Genomic DNA, 19,114 nt, shown 5'->3' with positions numbered 1-19,114 from the left:
AAAAGTAACCCTAGAGTTATCTTTACTCAAGCACATAAATCTGCAGGACGACGTTTGGTTGTTTTACCGCATGTGATTGAATGGACGCGGATTACACTCAGCACCCTATTCCCTGTGGGAGCGGGCTTGCTCGCGAAGGCGTTGGATCAGCCAATACATGTGCTGAATGTCAGACCGCTTTCGCGAGCAAGCCCGCTCCCACAAGGGGACTACGACAACTTTCAGATTTGCAGGAAGACTGATGGACCGCCTCGCCGCCATGGAAACCTTCGTGTACGTGGTCGAAACCGGCTCCTTTTCCGCCGCCGCCCGACGCTTGAATATTGGCCAGCCCGCCGTGTCGAAAACCATCGCTCAGCTGGAAAAACGCCTGGCGGTAAGCCTGTTGCTGCGCTCGACTCGCGGCCTGACCCCGACCGAAGCCGGACTCGCGTTTTTCGAACGGGCCAGACGCGCCATCGACGAAGCCAACGAAGCCGATAACGCCGCCCGTGGCAGCGCCAGCGGTTTAAGCGGCAACCTGCGGATCAGCGCTGCGGTGACTTTCGGCCGCCTGCACGTCGTGCCGCAGCTGGGGCCGTTTCTCGAGCAGCATCCACAGCTGAACATCGACCTGATGCTCGATGACCGCAATATCAATCTGGTCGAAGAAGGTATCGACGTCGCCCTGCGCATGGGCCCGCTCAGCGACTCTGGTCTCACCGCGCGCAAGATCGCCGACTGTCGCCGCGTAGTGCTCGGCAGCCCGGCCTACTTCGATCGTCACGGCGAACCGAGCTGCCCTGCCGACCTCAATCAGCACCAAGGCATCGTCTACAACCTCAGCGGCGGCGCCACCTGGATCTTCACCCAGGGCAGCGAACAACAGACGCAAACCCTGACCGGCCGCCTGCGGGTCAGCGCCGCCGAGGGCTTGCGCGCCGCCGTGCTGGCCGATCAGGGCCTGACCATCGCCTCGCAATGGATGTTCGCCCCGGAGCTGGCAAGCGGCGCGGTCAGGGCGGTGATGAACGAATGGGTATTGCCGGATCAGGACTTGTGGGCGGTGTTTCCCACGGGGCGGATGGTCAGTGCGAAGGCGCGGGTGTTTGTGGATTATGTGCAAGGGTTGTTGACCAGCGAACTTTGAAAACAGCAGATCAAAAGATCGCAGGCTTCGCCAGCTCCTACAGGGACATCATCAATGCCCGGCAACACACAAAAAAACGGCGATCCAGAGATCGCCGTTTTTCATTACTGCCCGAACTGTTTGCCCAACCCCGGCGGCACGCCGTGGATGTTGGTGTCTTCCCACGGGCCGTTGGGGCTGACGGAGCGAGTCCAGCCGTTGTTCCAGCGGAAGTAGGTGCGCTGGCGGTAGAAGGTGTTGGGCTGGTCGTCGAGGACGTAGACGCCGAGCTTCTGGTCCCAGTGGCTGTTGCCGCCCGGTGGTGGGGCGAAGCTGGCTGAGGTGCGTGGGACTGGCTTGGACGGTTTGGCCGGGATGCTTTTGCCCGGAGTCGGCGAGGTCGACGGGGTCGGGCTCGGTTGTGACGGCGGGATCGGCGGTAGGTTGGTGGTCGGTTCCGGCCGGTGCACCGCACATGCGCTCATGCTCAAGGCCAATGTGATGACGGAGATGCGGGCGAGGCTGTGCATGGCGGTGCTTTCCTGTGGGTTCCGGGGTTATTTGTCCGGGCTGTCGATGGTCAGTGTTTGCGGCGCGGTGGTGCTGCTGGCCAGCGGGCCGCTGCGACCTACCCACTCCCCGGCGGTTGGCTGACCGGCGCGAGAGATGCGTGCAACCAGTTGGACTTCAGGAAAGTTCGACAGTTTCAACTGCGGCATCATCGCGTCGGCATCGCCCAGTTCGACAGTGACCGGCAGATCGGCCACGGTCAGGCGCTTGGCCGCCAGCGGTGCCGGTGGGCCGGAAACGGCGCGGGCGAAGATGAACACGCTGTCGCCCGGTTGCACCTTGCCTTTGAGTTCGCTGGCCAGATCGACACGCACCTTGAGCAGTGCGGCAACCTTGGCGGCCGGCGCGGCGGCGACCTTGCCGCCACTGGCTTGCAGGCGCTCGGTGGCTCGCTCGATCCCGCCCTGCAATGCGGCGCGGGAGTTGTCGCCCTCTGGCAACTGCGCCAGCAGCCGGTTCCAATAGTCGATTGCCTGCTGATAACGCTCACCCTCGAACGCGGCGATGCCGAGCAGGCCGAGGCTGGTGACTTCTTTCGGATCGGCTTTCAGCGCTTCATCGGTCAGGGCCTGGATCTTGTCCGACCACTTTTTGCCATCGGCGAAATACTGCGCCTGCGCCCACTGACCAAGCAGCTCCGGCTGGCGACCGGCCAGGTTGGCGGCGCGTTCGAACATCTTGGCCGCATCTGCCGGACGATCCTGGGCCATGTAGGTGCGCCCGAGGAAGTACAGGCCTTCCGCCGAATCCGGTTGCGCCGCAACAGCACGCTCCAGACGCCGGGTCATCTCTTCCATCGACTGCGGCGCCTGGGCGAATTCACGGGTCAGCTCGACTTTGTCGGCAGCACCGAAATGCAGGTACAGCCCCAGGCCCAACACCGGGACCAGCACCGCTGCCAACAACGGCAACGGCTTGCCCAGTCTCGATACACGCGGTGCGGCAACGCCTTCGGTATCGGCGAGCAGCTCACGCGCAGCTTCCGCGCGACCGCTGTCCATTTGCGCGGCATCGAGTACACCTTCAGCCTGCTGCGCTTGCAGCTCGGCCACGCGCTCCTGATACAGCGCCACGTTCAGGGCAGTTCGATCCTCTTCACGCTGGGCGCGACGGCCACGCAAAACCGGGATCAGCAGAAAACTCAGGGCGACCAGAAGCAACAGCCCTGCGGCAAGCCAGAAATCAATCATTCTTGGTTTTTATCCAACAGTTGGTCGAGGCGCTGACGCTCTTCGGTGGACAGCGATGGCGGGGTCTCGGTGCGTTGCGCGCGGCGTCGGCGAACGATCACCGCGATCACCACCAGACCGCCGAACAACAGACCGGCCGGGCCGAACCACAGCAAGGCTGTCTTGGCATTGAGCGCCGGTTTGTAGCGGACGAAATCACCGTAGCGATCGACCATGAAATCGATGATCTGCTGATTGTCCTTGCCCTCGCCGAGCATGCGGAAAATCTCTTTGCGCAGGTCGGCGGCAATCGGCGCGTTGGAGTCGGCGATGTCCTGGTTCTGGCACTTGGGGCAGCGCAGTTCCTTGGTCAGTTCACGAAAGCGCTCGCGATCGCCTTCCTTGGCGAACTCGTAGGTGTCGATCGCGGCATGCGCCACACCGGCCAGACTCAGGCCCAACAAAACGGTAGCCAGAAAACGCTTCATGGCTTGGCCTCATCGACCAGCGCCTGATATTTGGCTGCAAGTTTTTCGCGCCAGACCTGTTCGTCGATCACCCCGACGTACTTGTCGCGGATGATGCCCTTGGCGTCGATGAAGAAGGTTTCCGGCGCGCCGTACACGCCGAGGTTGAGGCCCAGCGAACCTTCGTCGTCACGGATATCCAGCGAGTACGGGTTGTGGAATTCGGCCAGCCACTTCAACGCATCGGCGTTGGTGTCCTTGTAGTTGATGCCGTAGATCACCACACCGCGCTCGGCCAGTTTGTTCAGCACCGGGTGCTCGACCCGGCAGGAAATGCACCAGGTGCCCCAGACGTTGACCAGTGCCGGTTTGCCGAGAATGTCAGCCTTGGTCAGGTTCTTGTCGCCCTGCACGTTCGGCAGAGTGAACTCCGGGAAAGGCTTGTTGATCATCGCCGACGGTAGCTCCGCCGGATCGAGGTACAGACCGCGATAAAGAAACACCGCCACCAGCAGGAAAATCGCCAGGGGTACCAGCATCAACCAACGTCTCATGCAGCCGCTCCTTGCAGGCCGAGGGCTTCACGCACCCGGGCTTTGACCTTGACTCGATAACGCCGATCCAGCGCCGCCAGCAATCCGCCCAGACCGGTCAGCAAACCGCCGAACCAGATCCAGCGCACGAACGGTTTGACGTGAACCCGCACCGCCCACGCGCCGTTTTCCAGCGGCTCGCCCAGTGCGACGTACAGATCGCGGGTGAAACCGGCGTCGATCCCGGCCTCGGTCATCATCGAACTCTGCACGGTGTACAGGCGCTTTTCCGGGTGCAGCACGCTGACTTCCTTGCCGTCGCGGATTACCCGGATGGTGCCCTTGTCGGAGGTGAAGTTCGGCCCTTCGAAGTGTTTGGCACCTTCGAAGATGAAGTGATAACCGGCCAGATCCATCGACTCGCCCGGCGCCAGACGCAGGTCGCGCTCGGCACTGTTCTGACTCGACAGCACCACACCGAGGGCGCACACGGCGATGCCCAGGTGAGCGATCTGCATGCCCCAGTAGCTGCGGGTCAGAGTTGGCAGACCTTTGATCAGGCCCTTGTGGCGAGTCTTGTCGAAGATGTCGCGCACACCGGCGAGCAGCACCCACGCGGCGAGCAGGAACGTCGCGATCACCGCCCAGTTGAAATCGCCGTAAGCGACACCAGCCACCACGGCCAATGCGACACTGCCGAGCAACACCGGGGTCAGCATGTTCGCCAGCCACTTCACCGGGGTGTCCTTCCAGCGGACGATCACGCCGACCGCCATCACCACCATCAGCAACGCCATCAACGGGATGAACAGCGCGTTGAAGTACGGCGGGCCTACCGACAGCTTGGCGCCGCTGATCGCATCAAGAATCAGCGGATACAACGTGCCGAGCAGAATCATCGACGCCGCCACCACCAGCACCAGGTTGTTGCCCAGCAGCAGGGTTTCCCGCGACCACAGGTTGAAGCCGACCTGGCTCTTGACCACCGGAGCGCGCAACGCAAACAGCGTCAGCGAACCGCCGACCACAAACAGCAGGAAGATCAGAATGAACACGCCGCGCTCAGGGTCCGAGGCAAACGCATGTACCGAAGTCAGCACGCCGGAGCGCACGAGGAACGTACCGAGCAGGCTCAACGAAAATGCGGCAATCGCCAGCAACACCGTCCAGCTCTTGAACACGCCACGTTTTTCCGTGACCGCCAACGAGTGGATCAGTGCGGTGCCGACCAGCCATGGCATGAACGAGGCGTTTTCCACCGGGTCCCAGAACCACCAGCCGCCCCAGCCGAGTTCGTAGTACGCCCACCATGAACCGAGGGTGATGCCGATGCCGAGGAAGGCCCAGGCGACAATCGTCCAAGGGCGCGACCAGCGTGCCCACGCGGCGTCGAGACGACCACCGAGCAGTGCAGCGATGGCGAAGGCGAACGCCACCGAGAAGCCGACGTACCCCATGTAGAGCATCGGCGGATGCACAATCAGGCCGATGTCTTGCAGCAGCGGATTGAGGTCACGACCGTCGGCCGGAATCTGCGGCAGGATCCGCGAGAACGGGTTGGAGGTGAGGATCAGGAACAACAGGAAACCGGTGCTGATCATGCCCATCACCGCCAGCACACGGGCGAGCATGACTTGCGGCAACTGCCGGGAGAACACCGACACGGCGAAGGTCCAGCCACCGAGGATCAACGCCCACAGCAGCAGCGAACCTTCGTGGGCGCCCCACACCGCGCTGAACTTGTAGTACCACGGCAAGGCGCTGTTGGAGTTCATCGCCACATAACCGACCGAGAAATCGTCGGTCATGAACGCGTAGGTCAGGCAACCGAAGGCAAACAACAGGAACGCAAACTGGCCCCACGCCGCCGGCTGGGCCAGGCCCATCCACATGCGGTCACCGCGCCACGCACCGAACAGCGGCACCACGGCCTGCACCAGCGCAAAACACAGCGCCAGAATCATCGCCAGATGGCCGAGTTCGGGAATAAACAGTGCAGAAGTCATCGATCAACCCTCCTTCGCTTGGGTCGGTGCCGATTGACCACTGTCTTTCAGCGCTTTGGTCACTTCCGGCGGCATGTACTTCTCGTCGTGCTTGGCCAGCACTTCATCGGCCACCACCACGCCGTCGGCGTTGAGTTTGCCCAGGGCGACAATGCCCTGCCCTTCGCGGAACAGATCCGGGAGGATCCCGCGGTAGGTGATGGTCACGGCTTTGTTGAAGTCGGTGACAACGAATTTGACGTCCAGTGAGTCCGGCGAACGCTGCAGCGAGCCCTTCTCGACCATGCCGCCGGCGCGGATGCGCGTGTCGTGCGGCGCTTCGCCGTTGGCGATCTGGGTCGGCGTGTAAAACAGGTTGATGTTTTCCTGCAGGGCGCTGAGGGCCAGGCCGACGGCAGCGCCGACCCCGACCAGGATCGCCAGAATGAGGGTCAGACGTTTTTTGCGCAGCGGATTCACTTGCCGTTCTCCCGGCGCAGACGACGCGCCTCTTGTTGCAGATAGCGCTTGCGGGCCGCGATCGGTGCGACCACGTTGAGGATCAGCACCGCCAGACAGATGCCGTAGGCCGACCAGACATACAGGCCATGGTGGCCCATGGCGAGGAAGTCGCCGAATGAAGCAAAACTCATCGCGCGGCCTCCAGGCTGTTCTGCACTTCTTCTTTGACCCAACTGGCGCGGGCTTCGCGCTTGAGCACTTCAAGGCGCATGCGCAACAACAGCACGGCGCCGAAGAAACAGTAGAAACCCAGCACCGTCAGCAACAGCGGCAGCCACATTTCAGCGGGCATCGCCGGTTTCTCAGTGAGGGTGAAGGTCGCGCCCTGGTGCAGGGTGTTCCACCACTCCACCGAGTACTTGATGATCGGGATGTTGATCACCCCGACGATCGCCAGCACCGCGCAGGCCTTGGCGGCGCTGGCGCGGTTGCTGATGGCGTTGCCCAGCGCAATCACCCCGAAATACAGGAACAGCAGAATCAGCATCGACGTCAGCCGTGCGTCCCAGACCCACCACGAGCCCCACGTCGGCTTGCCCCAGATCGCCCCGGTGACCAGCGCCACAGCGGTCATCCACGCACCAATCGGTGCCGCACATTGCAGGGCGACGTCGGCCAGTTTCATTTTCCACACCAGCCCGACCACGCCGCACACCGCCAGCATCACGTAGATCGACTGCGCCAGCATTGCCGCCGGCACGTGAATATAGATGATGCGGAAGCTGTTGCCCTGCTGATAATCCGGCGGTGCGAAGGCCAGGCCCCAGACGACGCCAATGCTGATCAGCAGCAACGCGGCAATGCTCAGCCACGGCAGAAACCTGCTGCTGATGCCGTAGAACCACTTGGGCGAGCCGAGCTTGTGAAACCAGGTCCAGTTCATACTGTTTCCATCACGGGTGCCGCTCATCGGTGTGAGCAGTCTCAGGGTCTTTGCTGGTTAAATTTTAACCAGACCTCATTATTCGCCGACGCTGATCTTCAGGCCAGCAGCTATTGCAAAAGGTGTCAGGGTGATCGCCAGGGCGGTCAGGCTACCCAGCCACAGCAGATACCCGGTCGCCGGCATGCCTTGCAAGGCGGCCTGCAAAGCGCCACTGCCCAGGATCAACACCGGGATGTACAACGGCAGAATCAGCAACGCCAGCAACAGGCCGCCGCGTTTCAAACCAACCGTCAGCGCCGCGCCCACCGCACCGAGCAGGCTCAGCACCGGTGTACCCAGCAGCAACGACAACAGCAACACCGGCAGGCAGGCGACCGGCAAACCGAGCATCAACGCCAGCAACGGCGAGAGCAGAACCAGTGCCAGTCCCGAGAACAGCCAGTGTGCCAGCACCTTGGCCAGCACCAGTAGGGGCAGCGGGTGCGGCGAAAGGACCCACTGTTCCAGGGAGCCATCTTCGAAATCACTGCGAAACAGTCCGTCCAGCGAAAGCAGGACCGACAACAACGCGGCCACCCAGACTAACCCCGGGGACAGGTTTTGCAAGACTTGAGTTTCCGGGCCGACGGCCAGCGGGAACAAGGCGATGACGATGGCGAAGAAAATCAGCGGATTGGCCAGTTCCGCCGGGCGACGAAACAGCAAACGGGACTCACGGGCAACCAGCAGGCCGAACACACTCATACTGCCCAGTTCCCCAGATCGATATCGCGATAACCGGCCGGCATCCGGCTCAATGTGTGGTGCGTGGTCAGAACCACCAGACCGCCGCGCTCGCAGTGCCCGGCCAAGTGTTCTTCAAGCTGCGCCACGCCCTGTTTGTCGAGCGCGGTGAACGGCTCGTCGAGAATCCACAGCGGCGGGCTGTCCAGATACAGCCGCGCCAGCGCCACGCGGCGTTGCTGACCGGCGGACAGGGTGTGGCAGGGAACGTCTTCGAATCCGCGCAATCCTACGGCTGCCAACGCCTGCCAGATCGCCTCGCGCCCGGCCGGCCGATGCAGGGCGCAGAGCCAGGACAGGTTCTCTTCCGGGGTCAGCAGGTCCTTGATCCCGGCAGCGTGGCCGATCCACAACAGGTTGCGCGCCAGTTCGCTCGGTTGTGCAGTCAAGGGCTGGCCGTTGAGCAGCACTTGACCGCTGGTCGGCTGCATCAACCCGGACAACAGACGCAGCAGGCTGGTCTTGCCGCTGCCGTTGGGGCCGCTGATCTGCACCATATCGCCACTGGCCAGTCGCAATTCGAGATTTTCGAAGAGCAGCCGCAGGTCTCGCTCACAGGCAAGGGCAACGGTTTGCAGGACAGGACTGGTCAAGGGATCACGGGCCTTATACGGTTCAAGTCGGCTCTGGCGCGGCCGTTAAAGAGATGCAGGATAAATGCAATGACGGTGCGAAGCAGAGAGCTGGATCAAACAATTGCTATGTTTTCTGAACGAAGCGCAAGACGCGCGGCATTATACATGCCGTGCCTTACTCCCAAGAGCGCAATTTCCTCAGGTTGTGTCCGCGTATGACAGGCGAAATGAACATCCTCCCGCTGCCGCCCGCCACCCCGGCGAACACGCGCCCGCTGGTGATGAGCGGTGAGTTGCTCAAGCTGCTGACCCCGGTCGAAGGCCTGATCGGCGCCGGGCAAAGCGCCCAGGCCGAGGTGTTGTCACTCAGGCAGGCGGATCAGACCTTTCAACTGCTGCTCAAGGTGACCGTCGACGGCGGCCGGCAGACCACCGTGCAAGCCAGCAGCAACCTGCCGTTGCCGACCGGCACCAACCTGGCCGTCACTCAGCCGTCGGCGGGCAATCTGGCGATCACCGTGCAACAGGCGATTGCCAGCAGCGTCGCCGCCCTCACCCGCATCGACACCGCGCAGTTGCCGGTCGGCACGCTGCTGCAAGGCAAGGTGCTGACCTCGCAGACACTGCCGCAAGTGCCGGGACAGCCGACGGTGTACCGCTCGCTGGTGAGCCTGCTCAACACCGCGCAAAGTGGCGCCACACTGGACATCGACAGCCCGACGCCACTGCGCATCGGCACCCTGCTCTCGGCACTGGTCGAAGACTCGCAAACCCTCAAGTTCGTGCCACTGAGCAGCCGTCAGGAGCAATTGGCGGTGAGCCAGCAACTGCTCGGCCAGCAGACTCGCCAAGGTTCGCTGGACGGTTTGCTCAATGCTCTGCAAAACCTGCCGAGCGACGACGATCAGACCTCGCAGGACCTGCGCGCTGCCGTCACGCGCCTGCTCGCCAACCTGCCCGATGTGCAGCAAATGAGCACCGCCAAAGGCGTGGCGCTGGCCCTGGCCAACAGCGGCGCCTTCCTCGAAGCCAAATTGCTGACCGGACAGAATCCGGCGCTGGCCCCGGACATGAAAGCCGATCTGCTCAAACTGATCGCACAGCTGTCGCCGGGTGCGCCGGGCAATGCCAGTTTCAACGCGATCATCGCTGCCAACACCCTGGCACAGGCGCTGCCGAGTTTCGTGCGCAACGCCCTCGGCACCCTCGGTCAGGTCAGCGCCAAACCCGTGCCGAGCAGTTTCCCGCTGCCCGACCGCCTGCTGCAAAGCCTCGAAGGTGAAGGCGATCTGGAACATCTGCTGCGCCTCGCCGCGGCAGCCGTGTCGCGCCTGCAAAGCCATCAACTGTCGAGCCTGGAACAGACTGGGCTCACCGACGATGGTCGCCTGCTCAGCACCTGGCAGCTGGAAATCCCCATGCGCAACCTGCAGGACATCGTGCCGTTGCAGGTCAAGTTTCAGCGCGAAGAAGCGCCGGAAAGAGAACCGCAACCCAACGAACGCCGTGACGAACGCGAGCCCAAACAGCAGCTGTGGCGCGTCGACCTGGCGTTCGACATGGAGCCGTTGGGGCCGATGCAGATTCAGGCGCAGTTGATTGCTGGCAGCCTGTCGAGTCAGCTCTGGGCCGAACGCCCGTACACCGCAGACCTGATCGAAACCAATCTGTTCGCGCTGCGTCAGCGCCTGCTCGAACGCGGCCTGAATGTCGGCGATCTCGACTGCCACCTCGGCACCCCGCCGCAAGGCAATCAAACCCGCCTCGAACACCGCTGGGTCGACGAAACCGCATGAACGATTCCACTGCTCCACGCCAGGCCATCGCCCTCAAATACGACGGCAACCACGCCCCGACCCTCACCGCCAAGGGCGACGAGGAACTGGCCGAAGAAATCCTGCGCATCGCCCGCGACTGCGAAGTGCCGATCTATGAAAACGCCGAGCTGGTGCGGCTGTTGGCGCGGATGGAACTGGGCGACAGCATTCCCGAGGAGCTGTACCGCACGATCGCCGAGATCATCGCGTTCGCGTGGAATCTGAAGGGGAAATTCCCCGAGGGGCAGGATCCGGATGCGCCGATGGTCGAGAAGGACGTTACCGAACGCGGGGCTGATCACTAGGCCGCGCCGGATACAAGCTCAAGTGCACGCGTCCCCGCTCGACATTCAGTTCAAGCGCGCTCGCCACTGCAGGTTCGCCCATTCAAACCGTGGTGAACGTCCATAATCCTTGATCTCGAGGGGCATACCTTGCTCGGAGAGATTCAGTGCCTTGAAGCCAATTTTCCCGATTCGCCAGTAATACTCATGCACAGGATCGTTGACGCGATAGGGAAGCAGGATCTGCCTGCCCGTCCCCAGCCCATAAGGCCGCACGTCGGCCCAATTAAGCACGCTCGTCTCGAAAGCCGGAGACGAAGGCTCTTCGAACTCTCCGCCGCCAGGATTTTCGACTTTCCAGAAATTGATATCACTACCGTCTGATCGGGCATGCAGCACCCATAGATCGGTCAGTTTGGTAATCGGCGAATCCAGCACTGTGGTCTTCGAACGCGCGGAATAGTAGCCCGGCAACTCCAACACTTTCTCAAAATCCAGAGAACGGCCGCTGCTCCTGTAGGTGAGCAGCTTCAAGAACTGCTCACTTGAATCAACAGCGAGCACATCATCCTTGCCATCGTTGTCCAGTCTGGCGCTGTAGAAATGGACCGGCAATGGGTTTTTTCGAGCATCTCCCCAATGAGCGGGAATGCCCAGACTCGCCCCTTTATTCTCCATCAGCCAGAAATCGGACACTGTGTTATTCAGGGTTTGCACGATCAACACATCTTGCTTGCCGACGCCTCTGAAGTCGCCAGCCAGATATTGCTGAGCTTGCCGGTAGGCATGCCCTTGCTGAACCGAACGCCAGATAACCGGATCAGCAAAATGCCCGCCTTCATTCTTCAATAGCCTGAAAATGGTTTCGTCAGCGTTTCCGGGCGATATCGCCATCAGATCAGCCTTGCCGTCACCTGTGAAATCCGCCAGCAGATAGCGCGTAGTGTCGTAGCAAAGGGCTGTAGCACACCCGGAATCAAAAGAGTCTGGATCAAATGAAAGTCTGTCCTCATACCATTTCTCGGATGCAATCGCGTCTGCGTCCAGCGACGTGACCCAAATATCGACACCTGGACCATCCTCCCGGCGCTGCACTTGCACCGTCCGGTTCGTCCCGTCACCGATGACATCCCCCATCAGCGCCACTTCCATCGAATCATTGCTGTCGATGTTATCGATGCTGCGCACCCACAACGTAGAACCCGCAAACTCCCTGCAATCCGCTATCAAGCTCGGCTGTACTCCGTCCAGGCATTGCCCCTGCGCTCCGGGAACATAAATTTTCCCGAAATCCCACGGAGTCCAGTGTTGAGAGGGCTCATTGCTTTCACATGCGCGTTCGATCAATTGGCCATTCTGACGCGCTATGCAATGGCCAGAGGCTGTTTTCAGCAGTGCAACTCCCCTGCTCGCGCCGACTGCAATGTCGGAGGGCACAAACGCCCAGCACTGGTCAGCGTCTGGCTCACATCCATCCAGTGTCACCTGCTGCCCCAATCCATTGGCAACCAGGCACTGTTGCGTCTGGAAATTGACTAGCGGTCTGAAAGGGATATTCACCAGTGGCCCGGCGGCGTGAGCATGGCTGAGCGTGAAATTGAGTCGCGCCACCCAATTGCCATTCCAGGTGGCTTCACTGTACGCACTGCTGACTGGCTCAGCCCCTTCAAAATGAAAGTAACTGGCGACAACATGCCGTTTCGCCTGCACCGCTGCCGGGTCCACGTTAGGAGCGAGGGCCGCCGAGGGATAGGTCTCGTGATAAACCACCGGGATATCTGCACTGATCCCGCGCAAGGCCAGGCGCGTCAAACGTGCCGAATAAATATGGTCAGGATGCTCCGTGTACGGGACGGTGTCCGGATTGAGTGCATACACCCGGGTGGCTCCTTCATTGATGATCAGCTCAGTCAAGAGCTGCACAAAAGATGTTCGACTGTAGAGGTTTACCGGACCTGAGGCCGAGTCCAGATATGGCCAACTCCGAACAGTTTTATCGAGGTCGAGCATATCGGCCAGCGGCACATCTCCACCACGAACGTCCCCTCCCGGCACGCGCAAAAATATGAGCTTCAATCCAGGTCGCTCATTGGCCTTGACGCTCATCACAATGGCTGAATCAGTGAATATCAGGTAAGGCGTCCATCCGGTCGCAAAACCCAGCATTTTTTCATAGGCTTTTCTCGATGCGCTTTCGCGCTTCAACACATAGTCGAAACCGGCGCCAGAACTGCCACCGTTCATGAAGATACTGGTCACACAGCCGCCGGCAGCCAGAACTTGCGAAATCCGCGGATCAATAAACAGCAGATCGTCGTCCATATGCGCAACGACATTGACCAGGTGGACACCGTGACAATTTTGCCGGTCGGTCATATTGGCTTCTGGAGCAAGCCTGCTGACCTGAGCCTGACAAGCCGTCAGGAGCAGCACGACTGCCAGCCACAGGGCGGCAACACCGGGTGACCGGACTTTTTTCACGCGCTCGATTCTGGCTGGCAAATGCATACCCACTCCACGATTGGCTGGATCGGTGAATTGGCGATCAGACGCGTCTGCCTGAAAAGCCGACGGGACTATCGCGAGTCACGAGCAGTGTGAGGAGCGATGAGCGAAATTCTCTACTGTCAGAAATAACAGTTCAGACAGACGGCCATGGGCGAATCAGGCAACAAAATCGAGCGCAAAAAAAATCGCCGGCATGACCGGCGATTCTTATTTAAATGACATGCCTCTACGCATATCAGCTTCTGTGCAGCTTGCGCATCAACTCCGCCTCAGCCTGGGTCAAGCCGCAGGACTGGGTCAGCTCATCGACGCTCGCGCCCATGCCCACCAGTTTCGCCGCCTGGGCGAACGACAGGCTCGACGGGTCGCGTTGTTCCAGCGCGACAATCTTGTCCGGCAACGGACCGACTACCGAGCGCAGCTCGTGCAGGGCTTCGCCCATGCGCACGTTGCCGTTCTGATAGTCGTCGACACGCTTGGCCAGGTCCTTGATGCGCTGATCACGCAGCGCATCGCCCTGAGCCTGTTGCGCAGCGATCACCCGCTGCGCCTTGATGTACGCCAGAAACATTGCCAGCGTGCCTGCCCAGAAGAGGAACAGGACAATGACCGCAACCTCGAGAATCAATCAGATGCTCTCCAGTTCCGACCATTCTTCTTCGCTCATCATCTTGTCCAGCTCGACCAGGATCAGCAACTCGTTGTTCTTGTTGCACACGCCCTGGATGAACTTGGCCGACTCTTCGTTGCCGACGTTTGGCGCAGTCTCGATTTCCGACTGACGCAGGTAAACCACTTCGGCCACGCTGTCGACCATGATCCCGACCACTTGCTTGTCGGCTTCGATGATGACGATACGGGTGTTGTCGCTGATCTCGCCGCTGTTCAGGCCGAAGCGCTGACGGGTGTCGATCACGGTGACCACGTTACCGCGCAGGTTGATGATGCCCAGCACGTAGCTTGGCGCACCCGGTACCGGCGCGATTTCGGTGTAACGCAGGACTTCCTGAACGCGCATCACGTTGATGCCGTAGGTTTCGTTGTCCAGCTTGAAGGTCACCCATTGCAGGATCGGATCTTCAGAACCTTTTGCATTCGTCGCCTGACTACTCATACCCTGACCCCTCGAAAAAACCGCACTGGGCGGTGTGTGTTCTGTGTGGAGGCATTGAAAAATGCCTTCGCCTGACTGTTATGTCGGCTGCTATGTCGATTTATGTAGCGGCTTGTGGCCGCCCAAGTGCTTTGCCCCGCCGCTGGCGATCAACTCGGCCAGCGCGGCTACATCAAGTAATGCACACATGTGCTCGATCACCGTGCCGGCAAGCCATGGCCGCTGACCCCGGTGACTTCTCCATTTGATTTCATTCGGATCCAGACGCAACGAACGGCTGACCTGATGCACCGCCAGGCCCCATTCGTAACCTTGTACCGAAATCACGTACTGCAGGCCCTGACGGAAGTCATCGCGATAGCGATCCGGCATGACCCAACGCGCCGTGTCCAACACTTTCAGATTGCCGGCCTGGCTCGGCAGAATCCCGAGGAACCATTCCGGCTGCCCGAACAGCGGCGTCAATTCGTGGCCAGCCAGCGAATAGATCGAACCGAGGCACACCAGCGGCACCGCCAGCGTCAGCCCGGCAACATCGAACAACAGGCATTCGAAGGCTTCCGAAGCCCAGGCCGGACGGCCATCGGTTTCCACCGGTGGCGGCGTGTTGCTCGGTGGCAGGTGCACTTCCACCACTGGCGGCACCAGCGTCTGTTCGACGGGTGCCGGTGCCACCGACGCCGGTTCGGCCACAACCGGTTCCGGCGCGGTTTTCAGCAATTGGGTTTGCAGCAGCGGTGCGAGTGTCGATACCGGCGCGCGTGGCGGCTCGGCTTCTTCGATCAACGCCACTGGCGCCTTGGCGATCGGTGCGGCGGCAGGCGCGGCAACCGGGGCAGCAGGCTTGGCGGCTTTCTGCGCATCACGCGCCTGCTCTTCAAGCATCGCCGCCTGGAATTCATCCAGCGCCGCAGCTCTTTCGACCACCTCGACCGGCGCCTCGACCTGCACTTCCACTGGCGGCAACTCGTCAGGGATTTCCTGCAGCAGGCTGTCCAGATAGGACTGCAACGCCAGTTGCGGACGCGATGTCAGCTGGATTGGGCGGTTCATCGGTCAACAGCGCCAGACAGGGAAACCGCGTCGCCAGCTTCGCGAGCAGGCTCGCTCCCACAGGATTTGTGCAATTCAGGCATGCGTGATCGGAACACGGTCATCTCAGGCCACCTGCGGAACAAGTTGTTGCGCCAGCAGATGCTTGAGCAGCGCGCGGTAAGCCAGCACGCCACGACTCTTGCCGTCGAACTGCGAAGGCGTGACACCGGCCCGGCTGGCGTCGCGCAGACGGGTATCGACCGGGATGTAACCCTGCCAGATCTCTTCCGGGAATTTGTCACGCAGCACGCGCAAGGTGCCCAGCGACGCCTGGGTGCGGCGGTCGAACAGGGTCGGCACGATGCTGAACGGCAGCGCCTGTTTGCGCGAGCGGTTGATCATCGCCAGGGTGTTGACCATGCGCTCCAGACCTTTGACGGCCAGGTGCTCGGTCTGCACCGGGATCACCAGTTGCTGGCTCGCGGCCAGGGCGTTGACCATCAACACGCCGAGCAACGGCGGGCTGTCGATGATCGCGTAATCAAAGTCCTGCCACAGCTGCGCCAGACTCTTGGCGATCACCAGGCCCAAACCACTCTGCCCCGGCGACTGGCGCTCAAGGGTGGCGAGTGCGGTACTCGACGGCAACAGGGAAATGCGTTCGTCGCTGGTCGACAGCAGCAACTGTCCGGGCAAGCCTTGCGGCACGCTGCCCTTGTGCAGAAACAGGTCGTAGTTGCTGTGCTCCAGGCTGTCGGGGTCGTAGCCGAAATAGCTGGTCATCGAGCCGTGCGGGTCGAGATCGACCACAACCACGCGCTTGCCCGCCTCCGCCAGCAATCCGGCTAAAGCGATGGAAGATGTGGTTTTACCGACACCACCCTTTTGATTGGCGACTGCCCAGACTCTCATTCGGTTCGTTCCTCCCGGCCGAGATGCTCGACCGAGACATAGCTCAGCGTATTAATGCGGGCGACGGAGAATTGACGGCACTCTCGCGTCCCGGCGTCTTGACCGGGGACGGTGCAGTTTGTGTGCCAGCGCGCTTCAATGCCGCGTCCGGTTGCGCATTGGCGGTACCGGTACCGGTCAGGCTGCGGCGCACATCGAGGTTGCGCGACACCACCAGCACCACACGACGGTTTTTCGCCCGGCCTTCGGCGGTGGCGTTGTTGGCCACCGGCTGAAACTCACCGTAACCCACCGAGGCCAGACGCCCGGGGTTGACGCCCTGCATCGCCAGCATCCGCACGATACTCGCCGAACGCGCCGAGGACAGTTCCCAGTTGGTCGGGTACTGCGCGGTGCGGATCGGCTGATCGTCGGTGAAGCCTTCGACGTGGATCGGGTTGTCGAACGGTTTGAGGATCGCCGCGACCTTGTCGATGATGTTGAACGCGATATCACTCGGCATTGCGTCGCCACTGCCGAACAACAGGCTGGAATTGAGTTCGATCTCGACCCACAACTCGTTGCCGCGCACGGTCATCTGGTTGGAAGCGATCAAGTCGCCGAACGCGGCACTGATGTCATCGGCAATACTTTTCAGCGGATCGCTGGCCCCGGCGATACCGGCATCGACCTGCTCGCTGTCCTTGACCAACGGCTTGGCCGGGGTCACGGTCTTTGGCCGTTCCTCACCGATCGGGATCGGCTTGAGCGAGCGATCGGAGTCAGTGAAAACCCCGATCAGCGCCTCGGAAATGACCTTGTACTTGCCTTCGTTGATCGACGAGATCGAGTACATCACCACAAAGAACGCGAACAACAGCGTGATGAAATCCGCGTAGGACACGAGCCAGCGCTCGTGATTAACGTGTTCTTCCTGATGCCTGCGGCGAGCCATAGTCCATTACCCCCATCAATCCATGAAGCCCTGAAGCTTCAGCTCGATAGAGCGAGGGTTTTCACCTTCGGCGATCGACAAAATACCTTCCAACAACATTTCGCGATAACGCGACTGCCGCAACGCGATTGACTTGAGCTTGGCCGCCACCGGCAGCAACACCAGGTTGGCACTGGCCACGCCGTAGATGGTCGCGACGAATGCCACGGCAATGCCGCTGCCCAATTGGGTCGGATCAGCGAGGTTGCCCATCACATGAATCAGGCCCATCACCGCACCGATGATGCCGATGGTCGGCGCGTAGCCGCCCATGCTTTCGAAGACTTTGGCGGCCTCGATGTCGCGCGCTTCCTGGGTGTAGAAGTCCACTTCGAGGATGCTGCGGATCGCTTCCGGTTCGGCGCCATCGACCAGCAGTTGCAGGCCCTTGCGTGAGTAGTTGTCCGGTTCGGCATCGGCGACGCCTTCCAGGCCGAGCAGGCCTTCCTTGCGCGCGGTGAGGCTCCAGTTGACCACGCGGTCGATGCCGCCGGCCAGGTCCACCCGTGGCGGAAACAGGATCCAGGCGAGAATCTGCATGGCGCGCTTGAACGCGCTCATCGGCGATTGCAGCAGCGCGGCACCGATGGTGCCCCCGAGCACGATCAGCGCCGCCGGGCCGTTGGCCAGCGCGCCGAGGTGTCCGCCCTCAAGGAAGTTGCCGCCGATGATGGCGACGAACGCCAGGATAATCCCGATAAGGCTTAAAACATCCATCAGATACACGCCTCGACGATGTGCTTGCCAATGTCGTCCAGGCCATACACCGCGTCAGCCAGATCGGCTTTGACGATGGCCATCGGCATGCCGTAGATCACGCAGCTTGCTTCGTCTTGTGCCCATACCGAGCTGCCGCCCTGTTTGAGCAGACGCGCGCCTTCGCGGCCGTCGGCGCCCATGCCGGTGAGGACCACCGCCAGAACTTTGTCACCGTAGGACTTGGCTGCGGAACCGAAGGTGATGTCCACGCACGGCTTGTAGTTCAGACGCTCGTCGCCCGGCAGGATTTTCACCGCGCCACGGCCGTCGACCATCATCTGCTTGCCACCCGGGGCCAGCAGCGCCAGGCCCGGACGCAGGATGTCGCCATCCTCGGCTTCCTTGACGCTGATGCGGCACAGCTTGTCCAGACGCTCGGCAAAGGCCTTGGTGAACGCCGCGGGCATGTGCTGGATCAGCACGATCGGCGCCGGGAAGTTCGCCGGCAACTGGGTCAGCACCCGTTGCAGGGCAACCGGGCCGCCGGTCGAAGTGCCGATGGCAACCAGTTTGTAGGCTTTGCGTTTCGGTGCCGGCGACGACGCGCTGGCGGCTGGCGCACGCGCAGGTGCTGGAGCAGGCGCCGGACGCGTCGGTGCAGCAGCGCTGTGGCTGCTGAAGCTCGAAGCCGCCGGGGCTGGCGCAGGCGTCGGTGCAGCGGCCGGAGCCGGCGCACTGTAGGCACTGAAACGACGATTACTGCGCGAGATGCTGTGGACCTTCTCGCACAGCAGTTGCTTGACCTTCTCGGGGTTGCGCGAGATGTCTTCGAAATTCTTCGGCAGGAAATCCACCGCGCCGGCGTCCAGCGCATCCAGGGTGACCCGGGCGCCTTCGTGCGTCAGCGAGGAGAACATCAACACCGGGGTCGGGCAGCGCTGCATGATGTGCCGCACCGCCGTGATGCCATCCATCATCGGCATCTCGTAGTCCATGGTGATCACGTCCGGCTTGAGGGCCAGGGCCTGATCGATCGCCTCTTTACCGTTGGTGGCCGTGCCGACCACCTGGATGCTCGGATCCGCTGAAAGAATTTCCGAGACGCGGCGGCGGAAAAAACCCGAATCGTCCACCACCAGGACTTTGACTGCCATAAACACTCCATTAGGTGCGG

The 19,114-nt window shown here is 61.4% G+C and carries 21 protein-coding genes; 3 read left to right on the top strand and 18 right to left on the bottom strand.

The genetic code is table 11. The annotated features are described in order from the left end of the window. Positions 1 to 241: 241 nt before the first annotated feature. Complete coding sequence (locus tag H043_RS0123610) at positions 242 to 1,129, top strand: LysR family transcriptional regulator (RefSeq protein WP_027613934.1); 888 nt, start codon at positions 242 to 244, stop codon at positions 1,127 to 1,129. A gap of 104 nt (positions 1,130 to 1,233) precedes the next feature. Here the strand turns inward: H043_RS0123610 and H043_RS0123605 are convergent, their stop codons facing one another. The 10 genes from H043_RS0123605 to ccmA all read right to left on the bottom strand — a co-directional run bounded on the left by H043_RS0123605 (position 1,234) and on the right by ccmA (position 8,616). Next, positions 1,234 to 1,638: a hypothetical protein gene (locus tag H043_RS0123605; RefSeq protein WP_027613933.1), complete on the bottom strand. Its 405-nt coding sequence runs from the start codon at positions 1,636 to 1,638 to the stop codon at positions 1,234 to 1,236. 27 nt (positions 1,639 to 1,665) lie between these two features. After that, positions 1,666 to 2,868, bottom strand: coding sequence for a c-type cytochrome biogenesis protein CcmI (ccmI, locus tag H043_RS0123600; RefSeq protein WP_027613932.1), 1,203 nt, complete (start codon positions 2,866 to 2,868; stop codon positions 1,666 to 1,668). Further along, on the bottom strand, positions 2,865 to 3,335 hold the full coding sequence (locus tag H043_RS0123595) for a cytochrome c-type biogenesis protein (RefSeq protein WP_027613931.1): 471 nt from the start codon (positions 3,333 to 3,335) through the stop codon (positions 2,865 to 2,867). The genes ccmI and H043_RS0123595 overlap by 4 nt, the downstream gene beginning before the upstream one ends. Then, the gene (locus H043_RS0123590) at positions 3,332 to 3,868 is read right to left on the bottom strand and encodes a DsbE family thiol:disulfide interchange protein (RefSeq protein WP_027613930.1); all 537 of its coding nucleotides are present in this window, start codon (positions 3,866 to 3,868) and stop codon (positions 3,332 to 3,334) included. Before H043_RS0123590 ends, H043_RS0123595 begins: the two co-directional genes overlap by 4 nt. Then, positions 3,865 to 5,853 carry a heme lyase CcmF/NrfE family subunit gene (locus tag H043_RS0123585; protein WP_027613929.1) on the bottom strand — a complete coding sequence of 663 codons (1,989 nt, stop codon included), beginning with the start codon at positions 5,851 to 5,853 and terminating at the stop codon, positions 3,865 to 3,867. The genes H043_RS0123590 and H043_RS0123585 overlap by 4 nt, the downstream gene beginning before the upstream one ends. Before the next feature lie 3 nt (positions 5,854 to 5,856). Then, positions 5,857 to 6,312 carry a cytochrome c maturation protein CcmE gene (gene ccmE, locus H043_RS0123580; protein ID WP_007961672.1) on the bottom strand — a complete coding sequence of 152 codons (456 nt, stop codon included), beginning with the start codon at positions 6,310 to 6,312 and terminating at the stop codon, positions 5,857 to 5,859. Then, entirely contained in the window at positions 6,309 to 6,485 is a 177-nt protein-coding gene (gene ccmD, locus H043_RS0123575) for a heme exporter protein CcmD (protein WP_003222944.1), read from the bottom strand. Before ccmD ends, ccmE begins: the two co-directional genes overlap by 4 nt. Beyond that, positions 6,482 to 7,237 carry a heme ABC transporter permease gene (locus H043_RS0123570; protein ID WP_027613928.1) on the bottom strand — a complete coding sequence of 252 codons (756 nt, stop codon included), beginning with the start codon at positions 7,235 to 7,237 and terminating at the stop codon, positions 6,482 to 6,484. The genes ccmD and H043_RS0123570 overlap by 4 nt, the downstream gene beginning before the upstream one ends. Before the next feature lie 78 nt (positions 7,238 to 7,315). Continuing rightward, entirely contained in the window at positions 7,316 to 7,984 is a 669-nt protein-coding gene (gene ccmB / locus H043_RS0123565) for a heme exporter protein CcmB (RefSeq protein WP_003222942.1), read from the bottom strand. Further along, entirely contained in the window at positions 7,981 to 8,616 is a 636-nt protein-coding gene (ccmA, locus tag H043_RS0123560) for a cytochrome c biogenesis heme-transporting ATPase CcmA (protein WP_027613927.1), read from the bottom strand. The genes ccmB and ccmA overlap by 4 nt, the downstream gene beginning before the upstream one ends. Positions 8,617 to 8,813: 197 nt before the next feature. Here ccmA and H043_RS0123555 point away from each other — a divergent pair, with 197 nt between their 5' ends. Together H043_RS0123555 and H043_RS0123550 are read left to right on the top strand one after the other, a co-directional pair. Then, entirely contained in the window at positions 8,814 to 10,394 is a 1,581-nt protein-coding gene (locus tag H043_RS0123555; RefSeq protein WP_027613926.1) for a flagellar hook-length control protein FliK, read from the top strand. Beyond that, on the top strand, positions 10,391 to 10,720 hold the full coding sequence (locus H043_RS0123550) for an EscU/YscU/HrcU family type III secretion system export apparatus switch protein (RefSeq protein ID WP_027613925.1): 330 nt from the start codon (positions 10,391 to 10,393) through the stop codon (positions 10,718 to 10,720). Before H043_RS0123555 ends, H043_RS0123550 begins: the two co-directional genes overlap by 4 nt. A gap of 45 nt (positions 10,721 to 10,765) precedes the next feature. Here the strand turns inward: H043_RS0123550 and H043_RS0123545 are convergent, their stop codons facing one another. From H043_RS0123545 to H043_RS0123510, 8 genes are all read right to left on the bottom strand, one after another. Further along, a complete protein-coding gene (locus H043_RS0123545) occupies positions 10,766 to 13,207 on the bottom strand; it encodes a PIG-L family deacetylase (protein WP_027613924.1) in 2,442 nt (813 codons plus the stop codon). Between the two features lie 235 nt (positions 13,208 to 13,442). After that, positions 13,443 to 13,835 carry a DUF2802 domain-containing protein gene (locus H043_RS0123540; protein ID WP_007961680.1) on the bottom strand — a complete coding sequence of 131 codons (393 nt, stop codon included), beginning with the start codon at positions 13,833 to 13,835 and terminating at the stop codon, positions 13,443 to 13,445. Next, positions 13,836 to 14,321 carry a chemotaxis protein CheW gene (locus H043_RS0123535; RefSeq protein WP_003222936.1) on the bottom strand — a complete coding sequence of 162 codons (486 nt, stop codon included), beginning with the start codon at positions 14,319 to 14,321 and terminating at the stop codon, positions 13,836 to 13,838. A gap of 90 nt (positions 14,322 to 14,411) precedes the next feature. Further along, positions 14,412 to 15,374, bottom strand: a complete 963-nt coding sequence (locus H043_RS0123530; RefSeq protein WP_027613923.1) for a CheW domain-containing protein — start codon at positions 15,372 to 15,374, stop codon at positions 14,412 to 14,414. A gap of 105 nt (positions 15,375 to 15,479) precedes the next feature. Beyond that, the gene (locus tag H043_RS0123525; RefSeq protein WP_003222933.1) at positions 15,480 to 16,268 is read right to left on the bottom strand and encodes a ParA family protein; all 789 of its coding nucleotides are present in this window, start codon (positions 16,266 to 16,268) and stop codon (positions 15,480 to 15,482) included. 43 nt (positions 16,269 to 16,311) lie between these two features. After that, positions 16,312 to 17,202: a flagellar motor protein MotD gene (motD, locus tag H043_RS0123520; protein WP_027613922.1), complete on the bottom strand. Its 891-nt coding sequence runs from the start codon at positions 17,200 to 17,202 to the stop codon at positions 16,312 to 16,314. 15 nt (positions 17,203 to 17,217) lie between these two features. Beyond that, complete coding sequence (locus tag H043_RS0123515; protein WP_007967839.1) at positions 17,218 to 17,958, bottom strand: flagellar motor protein; 741 nt, start codon at positions 17,956 to 17,958, stop codon at positions 17,218 to 17,220. Continuing rightward, positions 17,958 to 19,094 (bottom strand): chemotaxis response regulator protein-glutamate methylesterase, encoded by a 1,137-nt coding sequence (locus H043_RS0123510; protein WP_027613921.1) that lies wholly within the window; start codon positions 19,092 to 19,094, stop codon positions 17,958 to 17,960. Before H043_RS0123510 ends, H043_RS0123515 begins: the two co-directional genes overlap by 1 nt. Between the last annotated feature and the right edge of the window lie 20 nt (positions 19,095 to 19,114).

Origin of the sequence: Pseudomonas sp. URIL14HWK12:I6 (genome assembly GCF_000514195.1) — a bacterium.
GTDB lineage: Bacteria > Pseudomonadota > Gammaproteobacteria > Pseudomonadales > Pseudomonadaceae > Aquipseudomonas > Aquipseudomonas putida_A.
The sequence above is the reverse complement of the archived record's forward strand: the minus strand, read 5'-3'. Positions and strand labels throughout refer to the sequence as shown.

Excerpts from the sequence above, each read along its gene's own strand:
- H043_RS0123590 (WP_027613930.1), bottom strand. The coding sequence starts at position 3,868 with ATGAGACGTTGGTTGATGCTGGTACCCCTGGCGATTTTCCTGCTGGTG.
- ccmI (WP_027613932.1), bottom strand. The coding sequence starts at position 2,868 with ATGATTGATTTCTGGCTTGCCGCAGGGCTGTTGCTTCTGGTCGCCCTG.
- H043_RS0123595 (WP_027613931.1), bottom strand. The coding sequence starts at position 3,335 with ATGAAGCGTTTTCTGGCTACCGTTTTGTTGGGCCTGAGTCTGGCCGGT.
- H043_RS0123555 (WP_027613926.1), top strand. The coding sequence starts at position 8,814 with ATGACAGGCGAAATGAACATCCTCCCGCTGCCGCCCGCCACCCCGGCG.
- H043_RS0123535 (WP_003222936.1), bottom strand. The coding sequence starts at position 14,321 with ATGAGTAGTCAGGCGACGAATGCAAAAGGTTCTGAAGATCCGATCCTG.
- H043_RS0123530 (WP_027613923.1), bottom strand. The coding sequence starts at position 15,374 with ATGAACCGCCCAATCCAGCTGACATCGCGTCCGCAACTGGCGTTGCAG.
- H043_RS0123545 (WP_027613924.1), bottom strand. The coding sequence starts at position 13,207 with ATGCATTTGCCAGCCAGAATCGAGCGCGTGAAAAAAGTCCGGTCACCC.
- H043_RS0123585 (WP_027613929.1), bottom strand. The coding sequence starts at position 5,853 with ATGACTTCTGCACTGTTTATTCCCGAACTCGGCCATCTGGCGATGATT.
- ccmD (WP_003222944.1), bottom strand. The coding sequence starts at position 6,485 with ATGAGTTTTGCTTCATTCGGCGACTTCCTCGCCATGGGCCACCATGGC.
- H043_RS0123550 (WP_027613925.1), top strand. The coding sequence starts at position 10,391 with ATGAACGATTCCACTGCTCCACGCCAGGCCATCGCCCTCAAATACGAC.
- H043_RS0123610 (WP_027613934.1), top strand. The coding sequence starts at position 242 with ATGGACCGCCTCGCCGCCATGGAAACCTTCGTGTACGTGGTCGAAACC.
- H043_RS0123605 (WP_027613933.1), bottom strand. The coding sequence starts at position 1,638 with ATGCACAGCCTCGCCCGCATCTCCGTCATCACATTGGCCTTGAGCATG.
- H043_RS0123515 (WP_007967839.1), bottom strand. The coding sequence starts at position 17,958 with ATGGATGTTTTAAGCCTTATCGGGATTATCCTGGCGTTCGTCGCCATC.
- H043_RS0123570 (WP_027613928.1), bottom strand. The coding sequence starts at position 7,237 with ATGAACTGGACCTGGTTTCACAAGCTCGGCTCGCCCAAGTGGTTCTAC.
- motD (WP_027613922.1), bottom strand. The coding sequence starts at position 17,202 with ATGGCTCGCCGCAGGCATCAGGAAGAACACGTTAATCACGAGCGCTGG.
- H043_RS0123510 (WP_027613921.1), bottom strand. The coding sequence starts at position 19,094 with ATGGCAGTCAAAGTCCTGGTGGTGGACGATTCGGGTTTTTTCCGCCGC.
- H043_RS0123525 (WP_003222933.1), bottom strand. The coding sequence starts at position 16,268 with ATGAGAGTCTGGGCAGTCGCCAATCAAAAGGGTGGTGTCGGTAAAACC.
- ccmB (WP_003222942.1), bottom strand. The coding sequence starts at position 7,984 with ATGAGTGTGTTCGGCCTGCTGGTTGCCCGTGAGTCCCGTTTGCTGTTT.